Origin of the sequence: Streptomyces sp. NBC_01525 (genome assembly GCF_045040405.1) — a bacterium.
In the GTDB taxonomy this organism is placed as follows: domain Bacteria; phylum Actinomycetota; class Actinomycetes; order Streptomycetales; family Streptomycetaceae; genus Streptomyces; species Streptomyces benahoarensis.
This window is the reverse complement of the sequence record NZ_CP109397.1, coordinates 6,513,868-6,536,134: the sequence shown is the minus strand read 5'-3', so window position 1 is coordinate 6,536,134 and position 22,267 is coordinate 6,513,868. Positions and strand designations below refer to the sequence as shown.

Below are 22,267 nucleotides of genomic sequence, written 5' to 3'. Positions count from 1 at the left end.
CGTCGGCGCGCCCCGCCCGCACGAGCCTCCGACCGCCTCCCCCACAGAGGAAAGAGATGGTTTCCCCGGTGACACAGACCTTCGCGCATCCCCACAGCGGCCCGTCCGAAGCGGTGCGGCCCTCCCGCGGGCGGGCAGCGGTGCCGGGAGAGGGGGTGCCGCGGCCGCTGTCTCCCTCGCAGCGCCGCCTGTGGGTGCTGAGCCAGTTGGAGGGGGCCGAGGACGCCTACAACGAGCCGCTGCCGTACCGACTGCGGGGGCCTCTCGACACGGCGGCACTGGGCCGGGCCCTGGACACGATCGTGGCGCGGCACGAGATATGGCGTTCCCGCATGGTGGCCATCGACGGCGAGACGTACCAGATCGCGGCGCCCGCCGATGCCGGCTTTCCGCTGGTCACGATCGATCTGTCGGACGAGTCCCCCTCGGCGGAACGGCTCTTCGCGGTGCTCCGTGAAGAGGCCACCGTCCCGTTCGACCTGAGCACCGGCCCGCTCGCCCGGGGCACCCTCGTACGGCTGGCGCCGGAGGACCACGTCCTGATGGTGACGGTGCATCACATGGTGATCGACGGAGCGTCACAAATCGTTTTCATCGAGGAGTTGAACGCGCTCTACGCGGCGTTCCTGACCGGCGCGGACGATCCGCTGGCGCCGCCGTCCCGGCAGTTCGCCGACCATGCCGCCGATCAGCTCGCCCGGGCGGCCGACCCGGAGGTCGTCGCGCAGGAGGCGTACTGGCAGGAGCGGCTCTCCGGCGCGCCGCCGGTGCTGGAGGTGCCCGCGGACCGGCCGCGCCCGCCCCGGCAGGATTTCCGCGGCGACCAGGTCGCGCTGGAGCTGGACGAGGGGACGACGGCCGCGCTCCGGCGCGCCGGACAGCAGCACGGCGCGTCGCTCTTCGCCGCCGTGCAGACCGGCTGGTCCATTCTTCTGTCGCGCCTGTCCGGCCAGACGGACATCGTTGTCGGAATCCCCAGCGGGAACCGCCGCGGCCGCAACGCCGACGATGTCATCGGCTTCTTCGCCAACACCCTCGCCCTGCGCAGCGACCTGTCCGGCGACCCCACCGTCGCCGAGGTGCTGCGCCGCACCCGCGCCGGGATCCGTGGCGCACTGACCCACCAGGAGCTGCCGCTGGAACGGGTGGTGGAGCTGGTCAACCCGCCGCGCAGCAGCGCCCACACCCCGCTGTTCCAGACGACGCTCTCCTGGACCCCGGCGCTCCGCACGCTGCTGGAACTGCCCGGCCTCACCGCGGAGAAGCTGGAACTCCCCTTCATCGCCGCCAAGTTCGATCTGATGCTGATGGTGACCGAGGAGGACGGTTGCCTGACCGGCCATATCGACTACGCCACCGCGCTGTTCGACCGCGCGACGGTGGAGCGGTACGCCCGCTATCTGGAGCGGGTGCTGGCCCAGATGGCCGCCGCGCCCGAGCGGACCGTCGGTGAGCTGGAGCTGCTGAACGAGGCGGAGAGCCGGTGGCTGCTGTCCGACTGGGACGCGACGCGGGGCGGCGGCGCGGTTCCGGCCACCGCGCCCGCTTCGCCGGTCGCCCGCTTCGATGCGCAGGCCGCGGCCCGTCCCGACGCCACGGCGCTGGAGTGCGAGGGGCAACGGCTCACCTACGGGACGCTGGCGCTGCGCGCGGGGCGGCTCGCCGCCGCGCTGGCCGCCCGCGGGGTGCGGCCCGGTCAGGTCGTCGCGCTGCACGCCGGGCGGACGCCGGAGCTGGTGGTGGGGCTGCTCGGCATCCTCAAGGCGGGCGCCGCGTTCCTGCCGCTCGACCCCGGGCAGCCGGACGCCCGGCGGGCGGCGATGGTCACGGACGCCGCTCCGGCGCTGGTGCTGACCGACCGCGCCGACGCGCCCGACGGCCACCTGGACCTGCGGACCGTCGAGGCGGAGGGCGACCCGGAGAAGGCGCCGACGGTGGCGACGGCACCCGACGATCTCGCGTACGTCCTCTACACCTCCGGCTCGACCGGGCGCCCCAAGGGCGTGGCGGTCACCCATCGCAGTGTGCTGAACCTCCTCGACACCTGGCTGGACCGGTTCGGGCCCACACCCGGTGAGGCGACGTCCGCATGGTCGGGCATCGGCTTCGACGCGATGGTCCACGAGCTGCTGCTGCCGCTGACCACCGGCGCCGAGCTGCACCTGGTTCCCGACGAACTGCGGGCCGACCCCGACGCGTTGCTGGGCTGGATGCGCGACCACCGCATCGTCCAGGCGTTCCTGCCGCCCGCCTACGTCCGCTGGATCGACGAGGCGCCCGGGGAGCGGCTGGCGGGGCTGGCGCTGCGGCAGCTGCTGACCGGGGTGGAGCCGCTGCCCGAGAAGGCGCTGTACCGGATGACGGAGGCGCTGCCGGGGCTGCGGATCTGCTACGGCTACGGGCCGACCGAGGCCACGGCGTACAGCACCGCCCACACCGATCCGCGGCCGCTGGACCGGTCGTGCCCGATCGGCCGGCCCATCGGCAACACCCGGCTCTACCTCCTCGACGCGCGCATGCGGCCGGTGCCGCCGGGTGTGCCGGGCGAGATCTGGCTCGGCGGCGCCTCCCTCGCCGCCGGGTACCACGGCCGTCCGGATCTGACCGAGGAGCGGTTCCGGCCCGATCCGTTCGTGCCGGGTGAGCGGATCTACCGCACCGGCGACCTGGCGCGGCGGCTGCCCGACGGCACCGCGGAGTTCCTGGGCCGCCACGACGACCAGATCAAGCTGCGCGGCTTCCGCATCGAACCGCGCGAGGTGGAGACGGCGCTGCTGGCGCTGGACGGGGTGCGGGAGGCGGCGGTCCTCGCCGACCGGGACGACGCCGGTGAGCTGCGGCTGGTGGCCGCCCTCGGCCGGGGCGACGCCGCCCCGCGCCGGGCCGACGAGTGGCGCACCGCGCTCGCCCGCCGGCTGCCCGACCACATGATCCCCGCGCTTTTCGTGGAGTTCCCGGCGCTGCCGCTGAACCGCAGCGGCAAGGTGGACCGGGACGCGCTGCTGGCGGCGGCGCACGCGGTGCCGTCGCGGGTGAACACCGCGGCGCCGCGCGATCACATCGAGCTGGCGCTGCACCGGATCTGGCAGGGCGTGCTGCGGCGCCCGTCGATCTCCGTCGCCGACAACTTCTTCGACATCGGCGGCACCTCCGTCTCGGCCATCAAGGTGGCCTCCGCCGTCCGCGAGGAGTTCGGCGAGACGCTGCCCATCCGCGACCTGTTGACCCATCCGACGATCGAGGCGCTGGCCGGGCGGCTGCGGTCCGGCGCGTCCGGGCAGCAGGGGAGCAGCCTGATCGAGTTCCGGCCGGGCGACGGGCGGCAGCGGGTGGTCTGCGTCCATCCGGCGGGCGGCACCGCGTTCTGCTATCTGCCGCTGGCCACGGCGCTGCCGCCGGAGGCCGGGGTGGTCGGGATCCAGTCGCCCGGTCTGAACGCCGGGGAGGAGCCGCTGCCGTCGGTGGAGGCGATGGCCGAGGAGTATCTGCGGCTGATCGGGGTGCGCGAGGACGAGGCGCTGGTGCTGTGCGGACTGTCGTACGGCGGGCTCGTCGCGCATGCGATGGGGCGGCTGCTGGCGGAGGCGGGGCACCGCCGGGTGAGCGTGGTGCTGCTCGACACCCGCTCCACCGACGACCCGGCGGCGCGGGCGGCCGTCGTGCCGGTGGACGCCGAGGAGTTCCGCGCGAAGCTGGTGCGGTTCAACGGGATGTACCCGGGCATTCAGGACGCGCAGATCGACCGGTACCTCCGGATCTACAACCACAACCGGATGACCGCCCGCGACCACGAGGTGCCGTCGACCGGCGCCCGGCTGGTGTTCGTCCAGGCCACCGAGGAGGACGAGGCCCCGGCGGCCCGGCAGGAGGTACGGGCGTTCTGGGAGCGGCGGGCCGGCGGCGGGCTGATGACCGCGCCGGTGGCCTGCGGCCACTGGGACATGCTGGAGGGCGACCAGTTGCCGCGGGTGGCGGAGCTGATCGCCGCGGAGCTGGCCCGGCTGCCGGAACCGGCGCCGCCCGCCGCCCCGGAAGCCCCTGACGCCCCTGACGCCCCGGGTGACGACTCCCCCGCCGGAGGTGCGGCATGACGGAATCCCCGAACGAGCCCGTGGCGCACCGCGGGACCGCGCCCACAGAGCCCACAGAGCCCACCGAACTCCCGTATCCAGAAGGCGGGTTGATGCCCCGACTGGCGCAGGCGGTGCATGCCCGGGCGCTGCGCACCCCCGATGCGCCCGCGGTGTGCGACGGTGCGGTGCGGCTCGGCTACGCCGCGCTGGACGCGGCCGGTGCCGCCGTCGCGGACGGGCTGCGCCGTCACGGTGTGCGCCCCGGGCAGGCGGTGGCGGTGCAGCTGCCGCGCTCCTGGCAGCTGGTGTGCGTGATGCTCGGCGTGCTGCGGCTGGGCGCCCACGTCGTCCCGCTGGACGCGCAGAGCCCGCCGGAGCGGCGCCGCCACATCCTCACCGACGCGGACGCCGTCGCCCTCGTCCACGGCACGCGGGCCCCCGAGGTCCCGCCGGGCGTCCGGCCGCTGGACGCGGACGGGCTGCTCGCCGCGCGGGACCGCTTCCCGGCACCGCAGGAGCGGCCGCCGTCCGGCGGACCGGTCTCCTTCCTCCTCTACACGTCCGGAACGACCGGCCTGCCCAAGGGAGTTGAGGTCCGGGATGCCGGGGTGCTGCGGCTGGCCCGGCCCGGGTTCGTCGACACGGCGCCGGGCATGCGGTTCGCCTGCCTGTCCAATCCGGCATTCGACGCGCTGACCTTCGAGGTGTGGGTGCCGCTGCTGACCGGCGGCTGCTGTGTGATCGTCGACGACGCGGACGTCCGCGATCCGGAGCGGCTGGCCGCGGCGTTGCTGCGGGAGGGCATCGAGACGCTGTTCGTCACCGCGGCACTGTTCAACGCCGTGGTGGACACCGCGCCCGGCTGCTTCGCCGGTGCCCGGCAGGTCCTGGTCGGCGGCGAACAGCTCAACGCCCGCACCGTCCGCCGCTGGTATCGGCACAACCCGGACGCCGCCACCCGGCTGTTCAACGGCTACGGGCCGACGGAGGCCGCCACCTTCGCGGTGTCGTACGCCATACCGCGCGACTTCGACGGCGAGGTGGTGCCCATCGGGCGGCCGCTGCCGGAGACCGGCGCGGTGGTGGTGGCCACGGACGGGACACGCGCCGCGGCCGCCGGTGAGATCGGTGAGCTGTATCTGTCGGGCTCCGGGCTGGCCGCCGGGTACCGCAACCTCCCCGAGGAGACGGCGCGCCGCTTCGTCCGGCTGCCCTGGTACGACGGCGGGCGCGCGGTCCACTACCGCACCGGCGACCTGGTGCACGCCGACGCCGACGGGCTGCTGACGTTCGTGGGGCGCGCCGACCGGCAGGTGAAGGTCCGGGGCTTCCGGATCGAACCGGGCGAGCTGGAGCGGCAGATCGCCACGCACCCGGCGGTGCGCCGCGCATATGTGTGCACCCGCCGCTCCGGCGCGGACGGCCCACGCGAACTGCTGGCGTTCCTGGTGCTGGACGGCGAGCTGCCGTACGAGGAATGCGCACGCCACCTCGCCGGCGGGCTGCCCACCTATATGCGCCCGCACCACCTCTTCCTGGTGGACGCGGTGCCGCTGACCGCGAACGGCAAGGTCGACGAGGCGGCGCTGCTGGCCCGCGCGGACCGGCCGTGGCGGCGTACCGGCGAGGCGCCCGCGGCCGAGGTCACGCCGTGGCAGCGGGAGGTCCTGGAGCTGGCCGGTGAGGTGCTGGGGCTGGCGGATCCCCGGCCGGACGACCGGTGGATCGCGGCGGGCGGCGACTCGCTGAAGGCGCTGCGGTTCTGCTTCGCGGCGCGCCGCCGCTGGGGCTGTGAACTGGACCGCTCGCTGGTCCTCGGCGGGGATCTCGCCGCCGTCGCCGAGGCGGTGGCCGCCGCCCGCGACACCGCCGGGTCGCCCTATCCGCCGGTGGCGCCGCCCTCGGGCGCGCGCTCCGCCCCGGCCACGAGCGAGCAGCAGCGCCTCTGGCTGCACCAGCGGCGCCACCCGGCCTCCCGGGCGTACCACGTGGGCCAGGCGTTCCGGCTGGACGGCACGGTCGACGCGGCGGCGCTCCGGCACGCGCTGCGGCAGTTGGTGGTGCGCCACCCGGCTTTGCGGACCGGGTTCGAGGCGACGCCCGAGGGGCTGCGGCAGACCGTCGGCGCCCCGTACGACCCGTGGACCGACCCCGGCGCGCCGCCTCCGGACGAGGAGGGCCGACGCGCCTTCGCCGCACGGTATTTCGCCGAACCGTTCGACCTGGCGGAGCCGCGGATGCTCCGCGCCTGCCTGCTGCCGGACGCCGACGGCGCGGTCCTGCTGCTGCATCTGCACCACATCGCGGTCGACGGCTGGTCGCTCAACGTCCTCTTCGCCGACCTGTCGGAGGCGTACGCGGCGTACCCGGGCGAGGCGTCCGCGGCGCCGGACGCCGGGTACACGCCGCTCGACCACGCCCACTGGCAGGCGGAGTGGTTCACCCGCCCCGCCTACGCCGGGCGCCGCGACGCGCTCGCGGCGCACTACGCGCAGGCGCAGCGGCCGGGCGAACGGCTGCTGCCCGCGCGCCAGACGCCGTTCCCCGAGGCGCGGCTGCTCCACACCCGCCTCGACACGGTGCGCCGCACCCATGTCGACCGGCTCTGCGCCCAGCTGGGCCTGACCCGTTTCCAGGTGCTGCTGGGCGCCTTCGCCTGGGGCCTGTACGCGGTGACCGGCCGCACCCGGCCGCGGATCGCGGCGCCGGTGGCGGGCCGTCCGGTGCCCGAATTCGCGGACGGCGTCGGGATGTTCGCCAACACCGTGCTGCTGCCGCTGACCGTCGCCCCCGACGAGGAGCTGCGCGCCCAGCTGCTGCGCTGGGGCGCCGAGGTGGGCGCGGTCCTGGACCGGCAGGACGTGGCGCTCTCGGACGTGCTGGACGGCCTTGCCGACGTGTCCGGGGACGACGGCGCGCCGTTCGATGTGCTCTTCGTCCAGGAGAACACCGACTTCGAGGCGCTGCGGCTGCCGGGCTGCGCGGCCCGCCCCCTGTGGTGGCCGCCGGCCGAGGCGAAGTGCCCGCTGACGCTCTCCGTCGTCGCGTACGCGGACGGCCTGGAGTGCGTCTGGGAGTACGCCACCGACCACTTCGACGCCGAGGACGTCGCGGCGCTGGACACGCTGCTGCGGCGGGCCCTCGATCTCCTCGCCGCCGCGGGCGCGCACACCCCCGCCGAACTGGCCGCACCGCACCGCGCACTCCTGCCCGACCACGGCCGCGGCCCGCGGGCCCACCCGTCGTACGCGACGGTGGCCGAGGGCTTCGCCCGGCAGGTGGCGCGCACCCCGCACGCCCCGGCCGTCGACGACGGCACGCTGACCGTCGACTACGCCACGCTGGACGGGTACGCGGCGGCGCTGGCCGCGGAGGTGCGGGAGGCGTTCCCGGTCGCGGACGGCGCCCCGGCGCGGGTCGCGCTGTACCTGGAGCCGTCGCTGACGCATGTGGTGGCGCTGCTGGCGCTCGCCCGGCTGAACCTGACGATCGTGCCGCTCGACCCGTCGTATCCGCCCGCCGTGCTGCGGCAGGTCCTCGACCGGGCCGCGCCGCTGTGCGTGCTGGTGCCGCCGGGCGGTGCGCCCGGCCTTGACGCCGTCGACCCCGAGGGCCGTGTGGTGCGGCATCCGGTGACGCTGCGGGCGGGCGGCCCGGGGGCGCCGGTCGCGCCGCACGACGGGGCCCGGCCGCTGTACACGCTGTTCACGTCGGGCTCCAGCGGTACCCCGAAGGGCGTCCAGGTCTCCGACCGGACGCTGTGCAACCTCCTCGCCTGGCAGGCGGGCGCGGGCGGTCTGGGCGCGCCCGCCGTCACCCAGCAATTCTCGATGCTCTCCTTCGACGTGTCGTTCCAGGAGATCTTCGGGGCGCTGTGCGGCGGCGGGACGCTGCGGCTGATCGGCCCCGGCATGCGGCAGGACGCGCCCGCGCTCCTCGCTCAGCTGGAGGCGTCCGGCGCGGAGCGGATCTTCCTGCCGTACGTGGCGCTCCAGCTGCTGGCGGAGCACGCCGTCCACCTGGGCCGGTACCCGTCGCGGCTGCGCGACGTGGTCACCGCGGGCGAGCAGTTGGTGTGCACGGACGCGATCCGCCGCTGGCTGGCGGGGCTGCCCGGTGCCCGGCTGTTCAACCACTACGGGCCGACCGAGACGCATGTGGTGAGCGCCCTGTGCCTCGACGGGGACCCGACGTACTGGCCGGAGCGGCCCGCCATCGGGCGGCCGGTGGCCGGTGCGGTGCTGCGGGTCGTCGACGGCGACGGGCGGCCGGTGCCGCCCGGCTGCCCCGGCGACCTGCTCATCGGCGGGGCCATGGCGTCCCGCTGCTACCTGGACACCCCGGGGGCGGACCTCAACGCCGAGCGGTTCACCGAACTGCCGGGCGAGGGACTGTTCTACCGCAGCGGCGACCGGGCCCGGTTCGACCGGGACGGGCTGCTGCACTATCTGGGCCGCGACGACCAGCAGATCAAGCTGAGCGGGCACCGGCTGGAGCTGGGCCAGGTCGAGGCGGCACTGCTGCGGCACCCGGAGATCACCAACGCCGTGGTGGTCCCGGACGGCGCCGCGCTGACGGCGTGCTTCGCATGCCGCGGCGCGACGCCCGCCGCCGACGACCTCACCGCGCATCTGGCGACGCTGCTGCCCGCGTACGTCCGCGTCACCCGTTTCCGGCGGCTGGCCGCGCTGCCGCGTACGCCCAGCGGGAAGCTGGACCGGGCGGCGGCGCTGCGGGCGCCCGGTGAGGAGGTGGGCGGCCGGGCGGCGGACGCGGTGCCGCGTTCGCCGCGCGAGGCCGAACTGGCCGCGCTGTTCGAGGAGGTGACCGGCCACGCCATTGAGCCCGACCGGACGTTCTTCGACGCCGGGGCCTCCAGCCTGACCCTGATGCGCTACCACCTGCGCTGCACCACGGAGCTGGGGCTGCGCTTCACCGTCGCCGACCTCTTCGAGCACGTCACGGTACGGGCGCTGGCCCGGTTCCTGGACGGGACAGCGGACGGGGCGGGGGCGCCGGGGTCTGACGCCGCACCGGCCGCCGTATCGGCATCGGCTCCCGCGGCGGCGCCGGCCCCTCTCCCGCAGGCCGAGCCGATCGCCGTCGTCGGTATGGCGGTCCGGCTGCCCGGTGCGGTGGATCTCGCCGCGTTCTGGGAGCTGATACGCACCGGCGCCCGCGGCATCGAGCACTTCGACGCCGCCGACGGGCTGGTCGGGGCGCGCAGCCGGATGGACGGGCTGCTCGCCTTCGACCCGGAGCACTTCGGCATCAGCCGCGCCGAGGCCCGGCTGATGGACCCGCAACAGCGCCATCTGCTGATGTGCGCGGCGCAGGCGCTGGCGCACGCCGGGATCGCGGATCCGTCGGCCGGTCCGCACACCGGGCTGATAGCGGGCGCGGGCGAGAGCACGTACTACCGCACGATGCTGCGGGAGGCCGATCCGGCGGCGCTGCCGGACGCGTTCCGGCTGGCGCTCCACCACGAGAAGGACTTCCTCGCCACCAAGCCCGCCTACCACCTGGGGCTGACCGGCCCGGCGTTCACCGCCCAGGCCGCGTGCGCCAGTTCGCTGGTCGCGGTGCATCTGGCGGCCGGGCTGCTGCGGCAGGGCGACGCGGAGGTGATGCTGGCCGGCGGGGTGCTCGCCGATGCGACGCTCGGCGACGGCTACCGCTACCAGCCGCAGCACATCTTCTCCGCCGACGGCCACTGCCGTCCGTTCAGCGGCGACGCGAGCGGCACCGTCGGCGCCAGCGGCGTCGGCGTGGTCGTCCTCAAGCCGCTGCGGCACGCCCGGCGCGACGGCGACACCGTCTACGCGGTGCTGACCGGCTCCGCGGTGAACAACGACGGCGCGGACAAGATGGGCTACAGCGCGCCGTCGCTGGCCGGGCAGCGGGAGGTGATCCGGGCGGCCCTGCGGCGCAGCGGCCGCACCGGCGCCGACCTCGCGTACGTCGAGGCGCACGGCACCGGCACCCGCCTCGGCGACCCGGTCGAGATCGGCGCGCTGCGGCAGGCGTTCGACGTGCCGGAGTCCGGCCGCACCGCGCTGGCCTCGGTCAAGAGCCAGCTCGGGCATCTGGGTGCGGCGGCGGGTGTGGTGGGGCTGATCCGCACGGTGCTCGGGGTGCACCACGGGGTGATCCCGCCGCACGCCGACTTCCGGGCCCTGAGCCCGCACATCGACCCGGACCCGACGCCGTTCCACTTCCCGACCGCGGCGCTGCCCTGGCCCGCCGACCGGCCCCGGGTGGCGGCGGTCAGCAGCTTCGGCATGGGCGGCACCAACGCCCATGTGGTCCTGGAGGCGGCGCCCACGGCGGAGGACGGCGCCGGGCCCGAGGCCGGGGACGGCTGTCTGTTCCTCTCTGCGTCGAGCCCCGCCGCGCTGCGCGCCGACGCCGCGCGGATCGCCGACCATCTGACGGCCCGCCCGGAGACGTACGGGGCGGTGCTGCGGCATCTGCGGTCGGGGCGCCCGGAGTGGCGCTGGCGGGCGGCCGCGGTCTGTCCGGACGCGACGGCCGCGGTGCGGTGGCTGCGCACCGTCGAACCGGTCGCGGCCCGGCCCCCGGAGACCTCCGGCACCGGCGGGGCACCGGTCGCGGACGCCCGCGGCCCGCAGGAGACGGTGGCCGCCTGGCTCGCCGGTGCGTCGCTCACCGCGCACCCCGGCCCGGCACCGGCGCCGTGGGACTTCCCGCCGCCCGCCTTCGACCTGGCGGAGTACGACTTTCCGCGGGCGCATACGGAGGACGGGGAACGGGCCTCGGCCGGGAGCACGGCGGGGCACGCCACTGGGAGCGCCGCCGACGCCCGGCTCACGGCGGCCGTGCACTCCGCAGCCGGCGCCGTGCCCGACGCCCGGGCCGCCTCCGCCGCACCGCCCGCGAGCGGCGCCCCGGCCCAGGAGGCCGACGGCGGCACCCCGACCGCCGCGCAGCCGACGGCCGAGGCCGCCCCCGCCGTCCCCCCGCGCCTCCCCGAGGCCGCCTGGCTGAGCCAGCCCCACTGGGTGCGGTGGCGCCGGGCCGCATCCGGCAGCCGGGAGTGCACCCTGCGGCGGCTGGTGCTGGTCACGGACGGGCCGGTGCCGGATGCGGTGCCGCCGGAGTTCACGGCGGCGTACGACCAGGTGGTCCGGGTCGGCACCGGGGACGCCTTCGCCCGCCACGGCGACGACGCCTTCACCATCGACCCGGCCGACCGCACCGCATGGCGCCACCTGCTCGACGCCCTCGACCCGGACGCGGACGGCGGCACCGACTGGCTCCACGCGCTGCCGCTGGGCATTGCCGGACCGGTCGACGCCGCCTGCCTGGCGCGGGCCGAACGGGCCTGTCTGGACGCCCCGGCCGCCCTCCTCCAGGCGTTGGCGGACACCCCGCCCGCGTTCCGGCCGCGCCTGTGGTGGCTGTCGTACCGGGCGCAGCCGGTCCACGGCGACGTCGAACGGCCGGAGTCGGGGCTGCTGACCGGTGTCACCACCGTCGCCGGTCAGGAGGGTGCGGCCGACGGCCGGTGGCTGGATCTGCCCGGGCCCGACCCGGCCGACTGGGCCGGGCCGCTGGCCGCGCTGCTCACCTCCGCCACCCCGCGCACCGCCCTGCCGGAGCGGCTGGCGCTCCGCGACGGCCACTGGTGGCATCCGGTGGTCGTGCCCGTCACCGCCGCCCCGGACCCGGCGCCCGCACTGCCCGAGGACGGCGACCATGTGGTCCTCGGCGGCACCGGCGGCATCGGCACGGGCATCGCCGCCTGGTTGCTGGAACACACCGCGGGCCGGGTGCTGCTGGTGTCCCGGCACCCCCGGCTGCCGGAGGCGCTGGTGCCCTGGGCGGAACGGGTCGAGCTGATCGAGGCGGACCTCGCCGACCCCGGCGGCCACGACGCGCTGGTGGCGCGGATCGCCGCCCGCGCCACCGGCCCGGCCACGGTGGTGCACGCCGCCGGTGCCGCCACCGGCGGGCTCATCGTCCGGCGCCCGGGCGGCGCGCACGGCCAGCGGGCCAAGCTGCACGGCGCGCTCCTCGTCGAGCGGCTGATCGCCCGCTGCTCCCCCGCGCTCGTCGTCCACTGCTCGTCGATGTCGGCGCGGCTCGGCGGCGTCGGGCAGTACGACTACGCCGCCGCGGCGGGCCTGTTGGACGCCTTCGCCCACCACCGGCCCGGCGCCACCGCGCGGATCGCCCTCGACTGGGACGTGTGGCGGGAGACCGGGATGGCGCTGCGGGTCCCGGCGGGCGACGCCCGGCACCGCGCGCATCTCTCCGTGGGCCTGACCGTCGAGGAGGGCAGGCGGGTCTTCGGGCGCGCCGTCGCGCTGCGGCTGCCGCATCTGGTGGTCTCCACCACGGACATCGAGGCGTCCCGCACCTTCTACGCCGGGCCCGCGCCCGGACCGGAGGCCGCCGGTGCTCCCGTACGGGGCGCGGCGGCGGGAAGCACGGCGCCGGACGCCCCGGAACCGGCCGGTTCCGTCCCGGCGGATCTCCTCGCCGACTGGCTCCGCGACTGGCTCGACGCCGGCCCGCTCGACCCGGACGCGTCGCTGTACGACCTGGGCGCCGACTCGCTGACCCTGCTCGATCTGATCGGCGTGGTCAAACAGCACCACGGCGTGGAACTCGACCTGTCGTGGTTCGGCCCCCGGGTCAGCCTCAACGACCTGCTGGCCCATCTCGCGCAGGACGCGGCGCCCGAAGCCGCCGCGGCGGACACGGTGACGCCGGACGTGTGGCAGGAGGGCACCGGGCCCGAGGTGGTGTGCCTGCTGCATCCGGTGGGCGGCGACATCCAGGCGTACCGGTCGCTGGTGTCCGCGCTCGACGGCCGGGCGACGGTCTGTCTGATCGCGGACCCGGCGCTGCGCCACCCGGACGCGGCCACGATGACGCTGGACGAGCGGGTCCGCCGCTACCACGACGCGCTCCGCGCCCGGTTCGGCGACGCCACGGAGCGGCTGCATCTGGTCGGCTGGTCGTTCGGCGCCTGGACGGCGGTGGGCATCGCCGCGCTCGCCGAGGCGGCGGGCCGCCCGGTGCGCGGCGTCCAGCTGCTCGACCCGCCGCCCCCCGGCTCCGGTCCGGGCTTCCAGGGCTACGACGAGCAGCAGCTCGAAGCGCTCTTCGCGCACGAACTGGGCTCGGTGGACGGCGCGTTCACCGGCGAGGGACAGGCGTACGCACAGCGGCTGGCGCGGTGCTGCCGGGCCAACCTCGCCTCCATGGCCGACCACCGGCTGCCGCGGCTGGCCCGTACCCCCGCCCGGGTGTGGCTGGCCGAGCACCCGGCGGAGGGCCTGCCCGCACCGCTGCCCGCCGCCGCGCACCGGGAGCTGTGGCGCGACCACCTGGCGCTGCCCGGCGACTGGCAGCCCCTGCCCACCGACCACTACGGGATCGTCCGGCCACCCCACACGCAGGCCGTCGCCGCCGCGCTCCACACGGCGCTGGACGCCCGGCCCTGAGCCCTCCTCTGCCCGCTGTCCCATCCATCCACCGAAGGAAGCAGACATGGAGCAGTACGAACTCGACGCCATCGAGCGCCTCACCACCCGGCCCGCCAGGGAGTACCGGACCATCGAGGTCGCTCCGCTCACGCCGGTGATCGGCGCCGAGGTGTCGGGGGTCGACCTGACCAGGGAACTCCCGGACGACCAACTCGCTGAGATCAAGGCCGCGTTCCTCGACCACCACGTCCTGGTCCTGCGGGATCAGGACATCAGCCCCGAGGACCACCTGCGGTTCGCCGCCCACTTCGGTGAGCTGCGGCCGGTGAACCCGCCGCCGGTCGACGGGGACCCGCACATCCTGGAGATCGTCACCGCCCCCGGCGCGGAGGACGTGGCGGGCAACGCCTGGCACGCGGACGGCACCGCCGACGCCGAGCCGTCGCTCGGGTCGATGCTGCACGTCCTGAACCCCCCGGAGGGCGGCAGCGGCGGCGACACCCTCTTCGCCAACATGCACCTGGCGTACGACATGCTCTCCCCGACGATGCGCGGACTCCTCGACGGGCTGACCTCGATCCATGACGGTCTGCTCGCGTTCGGGAACCGGCCCATACCGAAGGGGCACATCACGTCGAGGAGCGAGCATCCCGTGGTGGTGCGCCACCCGGAGACCGACCGCAAGATCCTCTACGTCAACCCGATCTACACCCAGCGGATCCCGCAGCTGTCGGAGCCGGAGAGCCAGGCCCTGCTGGACATGCTCTACCGGACGACGGCGGGACGGCCGCTGCTGCACTGCCGGGTGCGCTGGGCGCCCCACACCCTGGTGTTCTGGGACAACCGCTGTGTGCAGCACCACGTGTCGTACGACTACTACCCGCTCACCCGCTACGCGCGCCGGGTGGCGATCAACGGCGGTCCGCTGAAGGGCTGAGACGCGGCAACGCCGCCGGGGCGGTGCCGGTCACGCGGCGCCGCCCGGCGGGGGCTCAGCGCTCCGCGGCGCCGCCCGGCCCGGTGAAGTCCGGGCTGCCGAAGTCCGGGCTCGCGAAATCGGGGCTCGTGAAGTGCGGACCGGCGAAATCGGGGCTGGCGAAATCGGGCGCGCTGAACCCGGGGCCCGTACGGGGCGGCCGCTGTCCGCCCGGCGTCGACGGCGCGTCCGCCTCCGGCAGGGCCTCCCCCGCGGCCTCCCCCGCGGCCTCCCCCGCGGCCTCGCCCAGCCGGGCCCGCAGGAACGGCAGCAGGCCGCGCTCGACCAACGCGTTCCGATACGCCGTCAGGGCGCGGTCCACCTCGGCGTCCGCCGCCGAACGGGCGCCCGCCGAGGGACGGTTGCGGGCCGCGGCCACCAGCATCCACAGCAGGCCGCAGAGCGTCGCCACCGCCGCGACACCTGCCGCGATCTCCCCCGCGACGATCAGCTCATCCGCGAAACGACCGCGCAGTCCGACGCCGCGCAACCCGAAGCCGAGCAGCAGGAAGATCGCCGCGGCCACCGCCGCCAGGCCCGGTACGAGGACGCCGAGGGCGGGCAGCACCCCGCCGGTGGCCCGGGCCGACGGACGGACCGACGGCCGGGCCGGGCGGGACGCGGGGCGGGCGGCGGCGAGGCGGTGGTAGGCGCGGTACTCCTGCTCCGCGGCGGCGGCGATGGCGGCCACCGAGCGGAGCGCGTCGGCGCGCAGCTGCCCGGCGTCGGGGTCGCCGTCCGCGCGGCGCAGCGCCTCCGCGATCTCCCGGGTGGCCAGGGCACTGTCCAGGAGCTGCGGGAAGTCCGCCTCGTCCGGTGGCCGGAACGCTTCGGTCGTCGGCACATCAACCCCCGTGGTCGGTGCGGTCGGAAGGAGGGTGCGGGCTCTCTCGTCAGCCACCGCCGGTCCCCCGGTCGGTGACGGGCACGGCGGCCGGGGCGGCGTCGCCGGACGCGGCGGGCCGGGCGGCGCCCGGCGCGGCCAGGGTGGGCGCGGCGGGTGCGGCCGGGCCACCGGACGCGTGGGCCGGTGCGGAGGCGGCGGGCGCCTGCTCCGGGGCGGGCGCGGCGGTGGCGGTCGTACCGGCGGCAGGGAAGACACCGGAGGAGGCGGCGGGATCCCCGGGGCCGGGCGGCGGCCCCGCGCCCGCGTCGTCGTTCTTCATCGCCTTGGTCTCGCTCTTGAGGATCCGCAGGGATTTACCCAACGCGCGTGCGGTGTCGGGAAGTCTGCGGGACCCGAAGAGCAGGATCACCACGATTCCCACGATCAGCAGGTGCCAGGGCTCCAGTCCGTTGCGCAGCATCGCCGCCGCCTCTCGGATTGCCGGGTCTCCGGTGGAACACCACCGGCCTTTACTTGCTACATTGCGCAACTATACAACTTTGGGCGGGGCGAACCTCCTTCCCCGCAGGAAAAATCCGGGCAATTGAGGGTGCACACGTGACAGGCAGCCATTCGGCACGCGACGGACGCCGTAACGGGGACAACGCCGCCCGGGGACGCCGCAGGCGCAGGCGCAGCAAGGCCCGCATAGCCGGGGTGACGGCCGCATCCTTCGTGGTCCTGCTGGCCGCCGGGGCCGGATGGCTCTACTACCGGCTCGACGGCAACATCACGACCTTCGGCGCCGACGGCGTCAGCCGCGACCGCCCCACCGCGCACACCGGTGGCAGCAACGTCCTCGTCATCGGTTCCGACTCCCGCTCCGGTAAGAACAGCGAACTGGGCGGCGGCGAGGGCGATGTGGGCCGCTCCGACACCGCGTTCCTGCTGCACATCTACGGCGACCGCAAGCACGCCCTCGCGGTGTCCATCCCCCGCGACGCCCTCGTCGACATCCCGCCCTGCAGGCTCCCTGACGGTTCCTGGACCCAGCCGCGCAGCAACACGATGTTCAACTCGGCGTTCACCGTGGGCGAGACGGCCCAGGGCAACCCCGCCTGCACCCAGAACACCGTCGAGAAGCTGACCGGGGTGCGCGTCGACCACACCGTCGTCGTCGACTTCAACGGCTTCGCCAAGATGACCGAAGCCGTCGGCGGCGTCCCCGTCTGCGTACCGCAGGACGTCTACCAGGGCGATCTCAACCCGAACCGCGGCTCACGCGGCGAACGGATCTTCACCAAGGGCCCGCAGACCGTCGAAGGCCGCAAGGCGCTGGACTACGTACGGCTGCGGCACGGCATCGGCGACGGCTCCGACATCGGGCGGATCAAGCGGCAACAGGCGTTCGTCTCCGGGCTGATACGCAAGATCAAGGAGCAGGGAGTCAACCCCACCACGCTGCTGCCGCTCGCCAACGCGGCCACCGAATCCCTCACCGTCGACCCGGAGCTGGGCAGCGCCCAGAAACTCCTGTCGTTCGCGATGTCGCTCAAGGACATCGATCTGCACAACACCGCGTTCGTCACCGTGCCCTGGCGCTATCAGGGCGCCCGGGTCGCGATCGTGCACCCCGCCGCCGACTCCCTCTGGGCGTCCCTGCGCGCCGACCGCACCCTCGACGGCAAGGACGCCGCCGGGGCGAGCGGCCCGAAGAAGAACGACGAGCCCACCGCACCCGCGTCCGAGGGGCCCGTCTCCGGCGCCGGGATCGACGTCACCGTCCTCAACGGCACCCATGCCACCGGTCTTGGCTCCCGCGTCGCGGACACCCTGCGTTCCTCGGGCTTCACCGTCGTCGCCACCACCACCGCGCCGACCCAGGACCACACCACCACGCTGATCTCCTACGGCCCCGGCCAGGAGCAACAGGCCCGCACCACCGCCCGGCTCTTCCCCGGCGCGGAACTCCACGAGGGGTCCGCGCCCGGCATCGCCGTCACCCTGGGCAGCTCGTACAGCGAGCAGCCCGCGCCCGGCGCCACCGCCTCGTCGCCGTCCGCGGACGGCACGGTGCCCTCGGAGGTCAGCGACGACGCCCGCACCGCCGATGACGATGCCTGCGCGAAGCTGTCGTACGGCTGACGGGACACGCGGGCCGGGCCCCGTCCGGTCAGCGCGTGCCCGGCAGGTACCGCCGCCGCGCCGCCGCCAGCGCCGTCCCGTACAGCGCGAGGACGGCGGCGAGCAGCGCGTAGTACAGCGGCGGCGGTGCCGCCAGGCTCAGCGGCGGCCCCAGCGGGGAGAGCGGCAGCAGCAGACCGATGACGGCGAGGCCCGCCGCGGCGCACGGGACCGGCCCCGGGCGGCCCCGCACGGTGAGGTGCCCGGCGCGCAGCAACAGCATCACCAGCGCCTGGGTGAAGAGGTTCTCGGTGAACCACGCGGCGTGGAACACCTCCTCACCGCGGGCGCCGGAGGTGTGCAGGGCCACCGCGAGGGCGGCGAACGTCGCCAGGTCCGCGGCGGCGTTGATCAGCCCGAACACCGTGATGAACCGCAGGAAGGCCCGTGGCCGCAGCGCCGCGGGCCCGCGCAGCACGCCGTCGCCCGGCCTGTCCAGGGCGAAGGCCAGCTGGGCGGCGTCGAAGCAGAGGTTCTGCACCAGGACCTGCGCGGGCAGCATCGGCAGGAACGACAGCAGCAGCCCGGCGCCGAGCATCGCGAGGACGTTGCCGAGGTTGGACGAGAGGGTGATGCGCAGATACGCGGCGAGGGAGCCGCTGCTGTACCGGCCGGCGGCGACGGCCCGGCCGATGGCGGTGAGGTCCTTCTCCGCCAGCACCACATCGGCGCCCTCCCGCGCCACCGTCACCGCGCCGCGCGGGGTGATGCCGACGTCGGCGGCGTGCAGCGCGGGAACGTCGTTGACGCCGTCGCCGAGGAAGCCGGTGACCTGCCCGGCCTCGCGCAGCGCGGCGACGATCCGGGCCTTGTCGGCGGGGGTGCAGCGGGCCACGACGGTGGCACCGTCGACGGCCGCGGCGAGCTCCGGGCCGTCCAGCTCCGCCAGCGCCCCGGCGGTCAGCACCTCGCCGGGGTCGAGGCCCAGGTCCCGGCAGGCGCGGGCGGCGGTGCCCGGGTGGTCACCGGTGAGGATCTTGACGCGGATGCCGCGCCGGGCCAGGACGCCGAGCGCGTCGGCGGCCGACGGGGCGAGGGCGTCGCGCAGTGCGACGAAGCCGAGGAGGGTCAGGCCCCGCAGATCGGCCTCGCGGTACGCGCCGGTGCGGGCGGGGCGGTCCGCGACGGCGACGGCCAGCAGCCGCAGCCCCTCGTCCGTCTCCCGCGCCACCTGGGCGAGCAGCCGCGCCCGCTCGGCGTCGTCCAGTTCGGTGCCGGCACCGTCACCGCCGGTGCCGCGCGCCCGGGCGCAGCGGGCGAGGACGTCCTCGGCCGCGCCCTTGACGACGAGGGTGTGGGTGCCGAGCGCACCGGGGCGGCGGACGACGGCGGCGGCGAGCCGGTGCACCGGGTCGAAGGGGAGCGCCGCGACGCCGTCGTAGGCGAGCGGGTCGGCGCCCGCCTCGTCCGCGGCGGCGAGGACGGCCTCGTCGAGGGTGTCCGGGGCGGGGAGTTCGGCGAGTTCGAGGGTCCAGAAGCTGCCCACCGCGGCCCAGCGCAGCACGCCCGGGTCGGAACGGCCCCGGGCGTCCACGGACCGTTCGACCAGCGGCCGGTCCTGGGTGAGGGTGCCGGTCTTGTCGAGGCAGAGGACCTGCATCGCGCCGAGGTCGTGGAGGGCCGGGAGCCGTTTGACGATCACGCCGCCGGTGCGGGCGAGCGTCGCGGCGCCGCGGGCCAGCGTCGCGGTGACGACGACCGGCAGCATCTCCGGGGTCAGTCCGACGGCGACCGCCACCGCGAACGGCAGGGTCTCCAGGCCTCGCCCGCGCACCGCCGCGTTCGCCATCAGGACCAGCGGCGGGGTCAGCAGCATGAAGCGGATGAGGGTCCAGGCGATGCCGTGGACGGAGCGGTCGAAGGCGGTCTCGGCGCGCCGCCGCCCGAGGGCGCGGTACGCGGTGGCGAAGCGGGTGGCGGCGCCGGTGGCGACGACCAGTCCGGTGCCGCTGCCGGTGGCAACGCTGCTGCCCTGGAAACACAGGTGCGGCGGATCCGCGTCCCCGCCGTCCGGCGGATCGTCCACGGCGTGCTTGGCCACCGGGGCGGACTCGCCGGTCAGCGACGCCTGGTGGACGGTCAGCCCGTTCGCCCGCAGCAGCCGCAGGTCCGCGGGGACCAGATCGCCGGGGCCCAGCCGCACCACGTCGCCGACGACCAGCTCCTCGACGGGGATCTCCCGTACCCGGGGCGGGGCGTCGCCGTCCGGGCGCCGCTGCACCGCCGCCGTGGTGGCGACCATCTCGCGCAGCGCCGCCATCGCGCGTCCGGCGTGCGCCTCACCGGCCGAGCGGAGCACACAGCTCACCACGACCAGCACCGTGATCACGCAGGCGGTGCCCCAGGACGCCACGGCCGCCGAGACCAGGCCGAGGCAGAGCAGTACGGCGGTGAACGGATCGCGCAGGCTGCGCAGGAACCGGCGCGGCCAGGACGGCGTGCGCCAGGCGGGGACGGTGTTCTCGCCGTCGCGGGCGAGCCGGGCATCGGCCTCGTTCTCGGCGAGGCCGCGCGGTCCGCTCGCCAGGCGGCGCATCAGCTGGAGCGGGGTGAGGGCGGCGCCGTCCCCGGCGCCCGGGGTCAGGTCGGCGGGCGCCTCGCGGGGGCCGGGCGGGTGGCCGGTGCCCGGTGCCGCGTCGGTCTCAGGCACCGAAGCGGCGGGCGCGGGACGCGTGCTGCCCGCCGCGGTCGGCGAGCCGACCGACGAGGAGCCGTACGACGGCCACCACATCGGGGTCGTCGACGAGGTAGACGACGCGGCGGCCCTCGCGGCGCGAGCGGACCAGACCGGCCAGTTTCAGCTTGGACAGATGCTGGCTGACGGCGGGCAGCGCGCCGCCGACGCGCTCCGCGAGGCCGCTGACGTCGCTCTCGCCCTGGGTCAGCGCCCAGACGAGGTGCAGCCGCGGCGGCGAGGCCAGCAGGCCGAACATCGCGGCCGCCTCGGCCAGCACCTCGGCGGACGGATCCGCCCCGCCACCCTCGATGCCCCTTGCCACTGCCGTCTCCGTCCCCCTGGGCGTATGCCTCGTATCGAGGGGACAGTCTAGGGCGGCCGGGCGCAGGGGCGCCGGTCGGTGCAACGTCCGTGCAACCCGGCGGCGGGTTGGCTGGGCGGCGGCCCCACGCGGGAGCGGCCCCGGGGGCCACGGACGGAGGGACCGCGGATGGACGAGGCGGGGAACGGGCCGGACGGCGCGGTGACGCGGGTGGCGGTGACGGAGGCGGCCGCCGGTCTGCTGCGGCGGCTGCGGGCGGCGCACGGGCCGTTGATGTTCCACCAGTCCGGCGGTTGCTGCGACGGCAGCGCACCGATGTGCTTCCCGGCCGGGGAGTTCCGCACCGGCGCATCGGACGTGCTGCTGGAGCGGTTGACGGTGGCCGGGGTGGCGGAGCCGGTGGAGTTCTGGATGGCCGCCGATCAGTTCGCCCGCTGGCGTCACACCCGGCTGATCGTGGACGTCGTCCCGGGCCGCGGCAGCGGCTTCTCGCTGGAGGCGCCGGAGGGGGTGCGGTTCCTGATCCGCTCGCGGCTGCTGAACGCGGTGGAGGAAGGGCGGCCGGGCGGCGCGGAGGGGTGACCGGGACGGCCACGGCGGGCGCTGCGGCGTCCGGCTGCGGACATGGCGAGACCCCGCGCACGGGGGATGACGCGGGGCCTCACTCGGGATAACGGGTCAGGGGCCGTCGAGGTTCCCTTTCCCGGGAAAAATGCCGCAAGAATTTTTCGGCGGTCACGCCTCGTCGTCGACCAGGCGCTCCAGCATGTGCTGGAAATCGCCGTCCACGACCACCCGCAGCCCCGCCCCGTCCGGCTCACTGAGCGGCGTCATCACGCCCCGGCGCCACCAGAACACATGGGGGCTGATCGCGCCCGCGGCGTCCTGGTGCCCGGCGGCGGCGAACGCGGCCATCGCCTGGAGCGCCGGGATGACCTGGGCGTCGCGGATGCGATGGAAGCCGAGCTGGTGGCGGAAGGGCATCGCGACGAGCGCGCCGTCGGCGGTCAGCGGGGTGCCCATGATCCGCTCGACCAGTTCGCCGAGGGCCAGGACCCGGCTGGCAGTGAAGAACGAGTCGCCGAACAGCACCTCGAAGGAGGCGCCGTCCGGGCGGCGCACCGTCTCGTGGCCCTCGACCGGCAGGGCACGCAGATTGTTCATGGCGCGGATCCGCAGCTCGGCGATGTCCCCGACGTCCCGCAGGGAGTCCTCGCTGAGCATCTGCACCGCGTCGGGCAGATCGAGCGCCAGCACCTCCCGCAGCCCCTCGGCGAGCTCGCGGCCGTAGCGGAACGCGTCGGAGGCGGGCAGGGTCTCCTCGGCGACGACGCGGGGGTAGAGGCAGGCGCGGATCTCGTCGGCGGAGAGGATCTCCAGCGGCTGCGGGCCGTCCATGGTGCGCAGGACCTTGCCGACATGGTCGCGGACGAGGCCGGGCCAGCTGCGTTCGCCGCGGCGGTCGCGGTGGCAGACGGCGGCGAGGTTGCCGAGGCCGAACCGGCGGCCGCCGGAGTCGGCAACGACGCCCGCGTAGACCGTGACCTCCAGGCCCTGTTCGGCGAACGCCTGGCGGACCTGGGAGCGGAAGACGCCGCCCTCCCGGTCCGAGAAGAAGGGGAACTCCCCGTCGCGTGGCAGGTCACGGGGATCCCGCTTCGGTCCTCGGCGGAACAGGCCCATCTCGTCCTCCCGGCGACGGCCACGTACGACGGCCACAAAGGGCCGATCGTAACGGGTGTGCCGGGGCG

General features: G+C 75.5%; 10 protein-coding genes. 5 read left to right on the top strand and 5 right to left on the bottom strand.

Going from position 1 to position 22,267, the window contains the following annotated elements; all coding sequences use genetic code 11:
• Nucleotides 1-56 precede the first annotated feature (56 nt).
• From OG422_RS28125 to OG422_RS28115, 3 genes are all read left to right on the top strand, one after another.
• Nucleotides 57-4,091, top strand: a complete 4,035-nt coding sequence (locus OG422_RS28125; RefSeq protein WP_405746922.1) for a non-ribosomal peptide synthetase — start codon at nucleotides 57-59, stop codon at nucleotides 4,089-4,091.
• A 92-nt stretch (nucleotides 4,092-4,183) separates the two neighbouring features.
• Nucleotides 4,184-13,549, top strand: a complete 9,366-nt coding sequence (locus OG422_RS28120) for an amino acid adenylation domain-containing protein (protein WP_405746920.1) — start codon at nucleotides 4,184-4,186, stop codon at nucleotides 13,547-13,549.
• Between the two features lie 46 nt (nucleotides 13,550-13,595).
• Entirely contained in the window at nucleotides 13,596-14,468 is an 873-nt protein-coding gene (locus tag OG422_RS28115; RefSeq protein WP_405746918.1) for a TauD/TfdA dioxygenase family protein, read from the top strand.
• A 55-nt stretch (nucleotides 14,469-14,523) separates the two neighbouring features.
• Here OG422_RS28115 and OG422_RS28110 read toward each other — a convergent pair whose 3' ends face one another.
• Together OG422_RS28110 and tatA are read right to left on the bottom strand one after the other, a co-directional pair.
• The gene (locus OG422_RS28110) at nucleotides 14,524-15,351 is read right to left on the bottom strand and encodes a hypothetical protein (protein ID WP_405746917.1); all 828 of its coding nucleotides are present in this window, start codon (nucleotides 15,349-15,351) and stop codon (nucleotides 14,524-14,526) included.
• A 49-nt stretch (nucleotides 15,352-15,400) separates the two neighbouring features.
• A complete protein-coding gene (tatA, locus tag OG422_RS28105; protein WP_405746916.1) occupies nucleotides 15,401-15,814 on the bottom strand; it encodes a Sec-independent protein translocase subunit TatA in 414 nt (137 codons plus the stop codon).
• 137 nt (nucleotides 15,815-15,951) lie between these two features.
• Here tatA and OG422_RS28100 point away from each other — a divergent pair, with 137 nt between their 5' ends.
• Complete coding sequence (locus tag OG422_RS28100) at nucleotides 15,952-17,478, top strand: LCP family protein (protein ID WP_405746914.1); 1,527 nt, start codon at nucleotides 15,952-15,954, stop codon at nucleotides 17,476-17,478.
• Between the two features lie 28 nt (nucleotides 17,479-17,506).
• Here OG422_RS28100 and mgtA read toward each other — a convergent pair whose 3' ends face one another.
• On the bottom strand, nucleotides 17,507-20,167 hold the full coding sequence (gene mgtA / locus OG422_RS28095) for a magnesium-translocating P-type ATPase (RefSeq protein ID WP_405746913.1): 2,661 nt from the start codon (nucleotides 20,165-20,167) through the stop codon (nucleotides 17,507-17,509).
• Nucleotides 20,160-20,516: a metalloregulator ArsR/SmtB family transcription factor gene (locus OG422_RS28090; protein ID WP_143939773.1), complete on the bottom strand. Its 357-nt coding sequence runs from the start codon at nucleotides 20,514-20,516 to the stop codon at nucleotides 20,160-20,162. Before OG422_RS28090 ends, mgtA begins: the two co-directional genes overlap by 8 nt.
• A 168-nt stretch (nucleotides 20,517-20,684) precedes the next feature.
• On the opposite strand from OG422_RS28090, the gene OG422_RS28085 reads away from it, so the two are divergent.
• Nucleotides 20,685-21,098 (top strand): DUF779 domain-containing protein, encoded by a 414-nt coding sequence (locus OG422_RS28085; RefSeq protein WP_405746911.1) that lies wholly within the window; start codon nucleotides 20,685-20,687, stop codon nucleotides 21,096-21,098.
• A gap of 153 nt (nucleotides 21,099-21,251) precedes the next feature.
• On the opposite strand, the gene OG422_RS28080 is transcribed toward OG422_RS28085, so the two are convergent.
• Nucleotides 21,252-22,199: a hypothetical protein gene (locus OG422_RS28080; protein WP_143939788.1), complete on the bottom strand. Its 948-nt coding sequence runs from the start codon at nucleotides 22,197-22,199 to the stop codon at nucleotides 21,252-21,254.
• Nucleotides 22,200-22,267: the final 68 nt, after the last annotated feature.

What these genes read in the sequence shown, in the direction of transcription:
- OG422_RS28125 (WP_405746922.1), top strand. Translation starts at nt 57, where the DNA reads ATGGTTTCCCCGGTGACACAGACCTTCGCGCATCCCCACAGCGGCCCG.
- OG422_RS28120 (WP_405746920.1), top strand. Translation starts at nt 4,184, where the DNA reads ATGCCCCGACTGGCGCAGGCGGTGCATGCCCGGGCGCTGCGCACCCCC.
- OG422_RS28115 (WP_405746918.1), top strand. Translation starts at nt 13,596, where the DNA reads ATGGAGCAGTACGAACTCGACGCCATCGAGCGCCTCACCACCCGGCCC.
- tatA (WP_405746916.1), bottom strand. Translation starts at nt 15,814, where the DNA reads ATGCTGCGCAACGGACTGGAGCCCTGGCACCTGCTGATCGTGGGAATC.
- OG422_RS28085 (WP_405746911.1), top strand. Translation starts at nt 20,685, where the DNA reads ATGGACGAGGCGGGGAACGGGCCGGACGGCGCGGTGACGCGGGTGGCG.
- OG422_RS28080 (WP_143939788.1), bottom strand. Translation starts at nt 22,199, where the DNA reads ATGGGCCTGTTCCGCCGAGGACCGAAGCGGGATCCCCGTGACCTGCCA.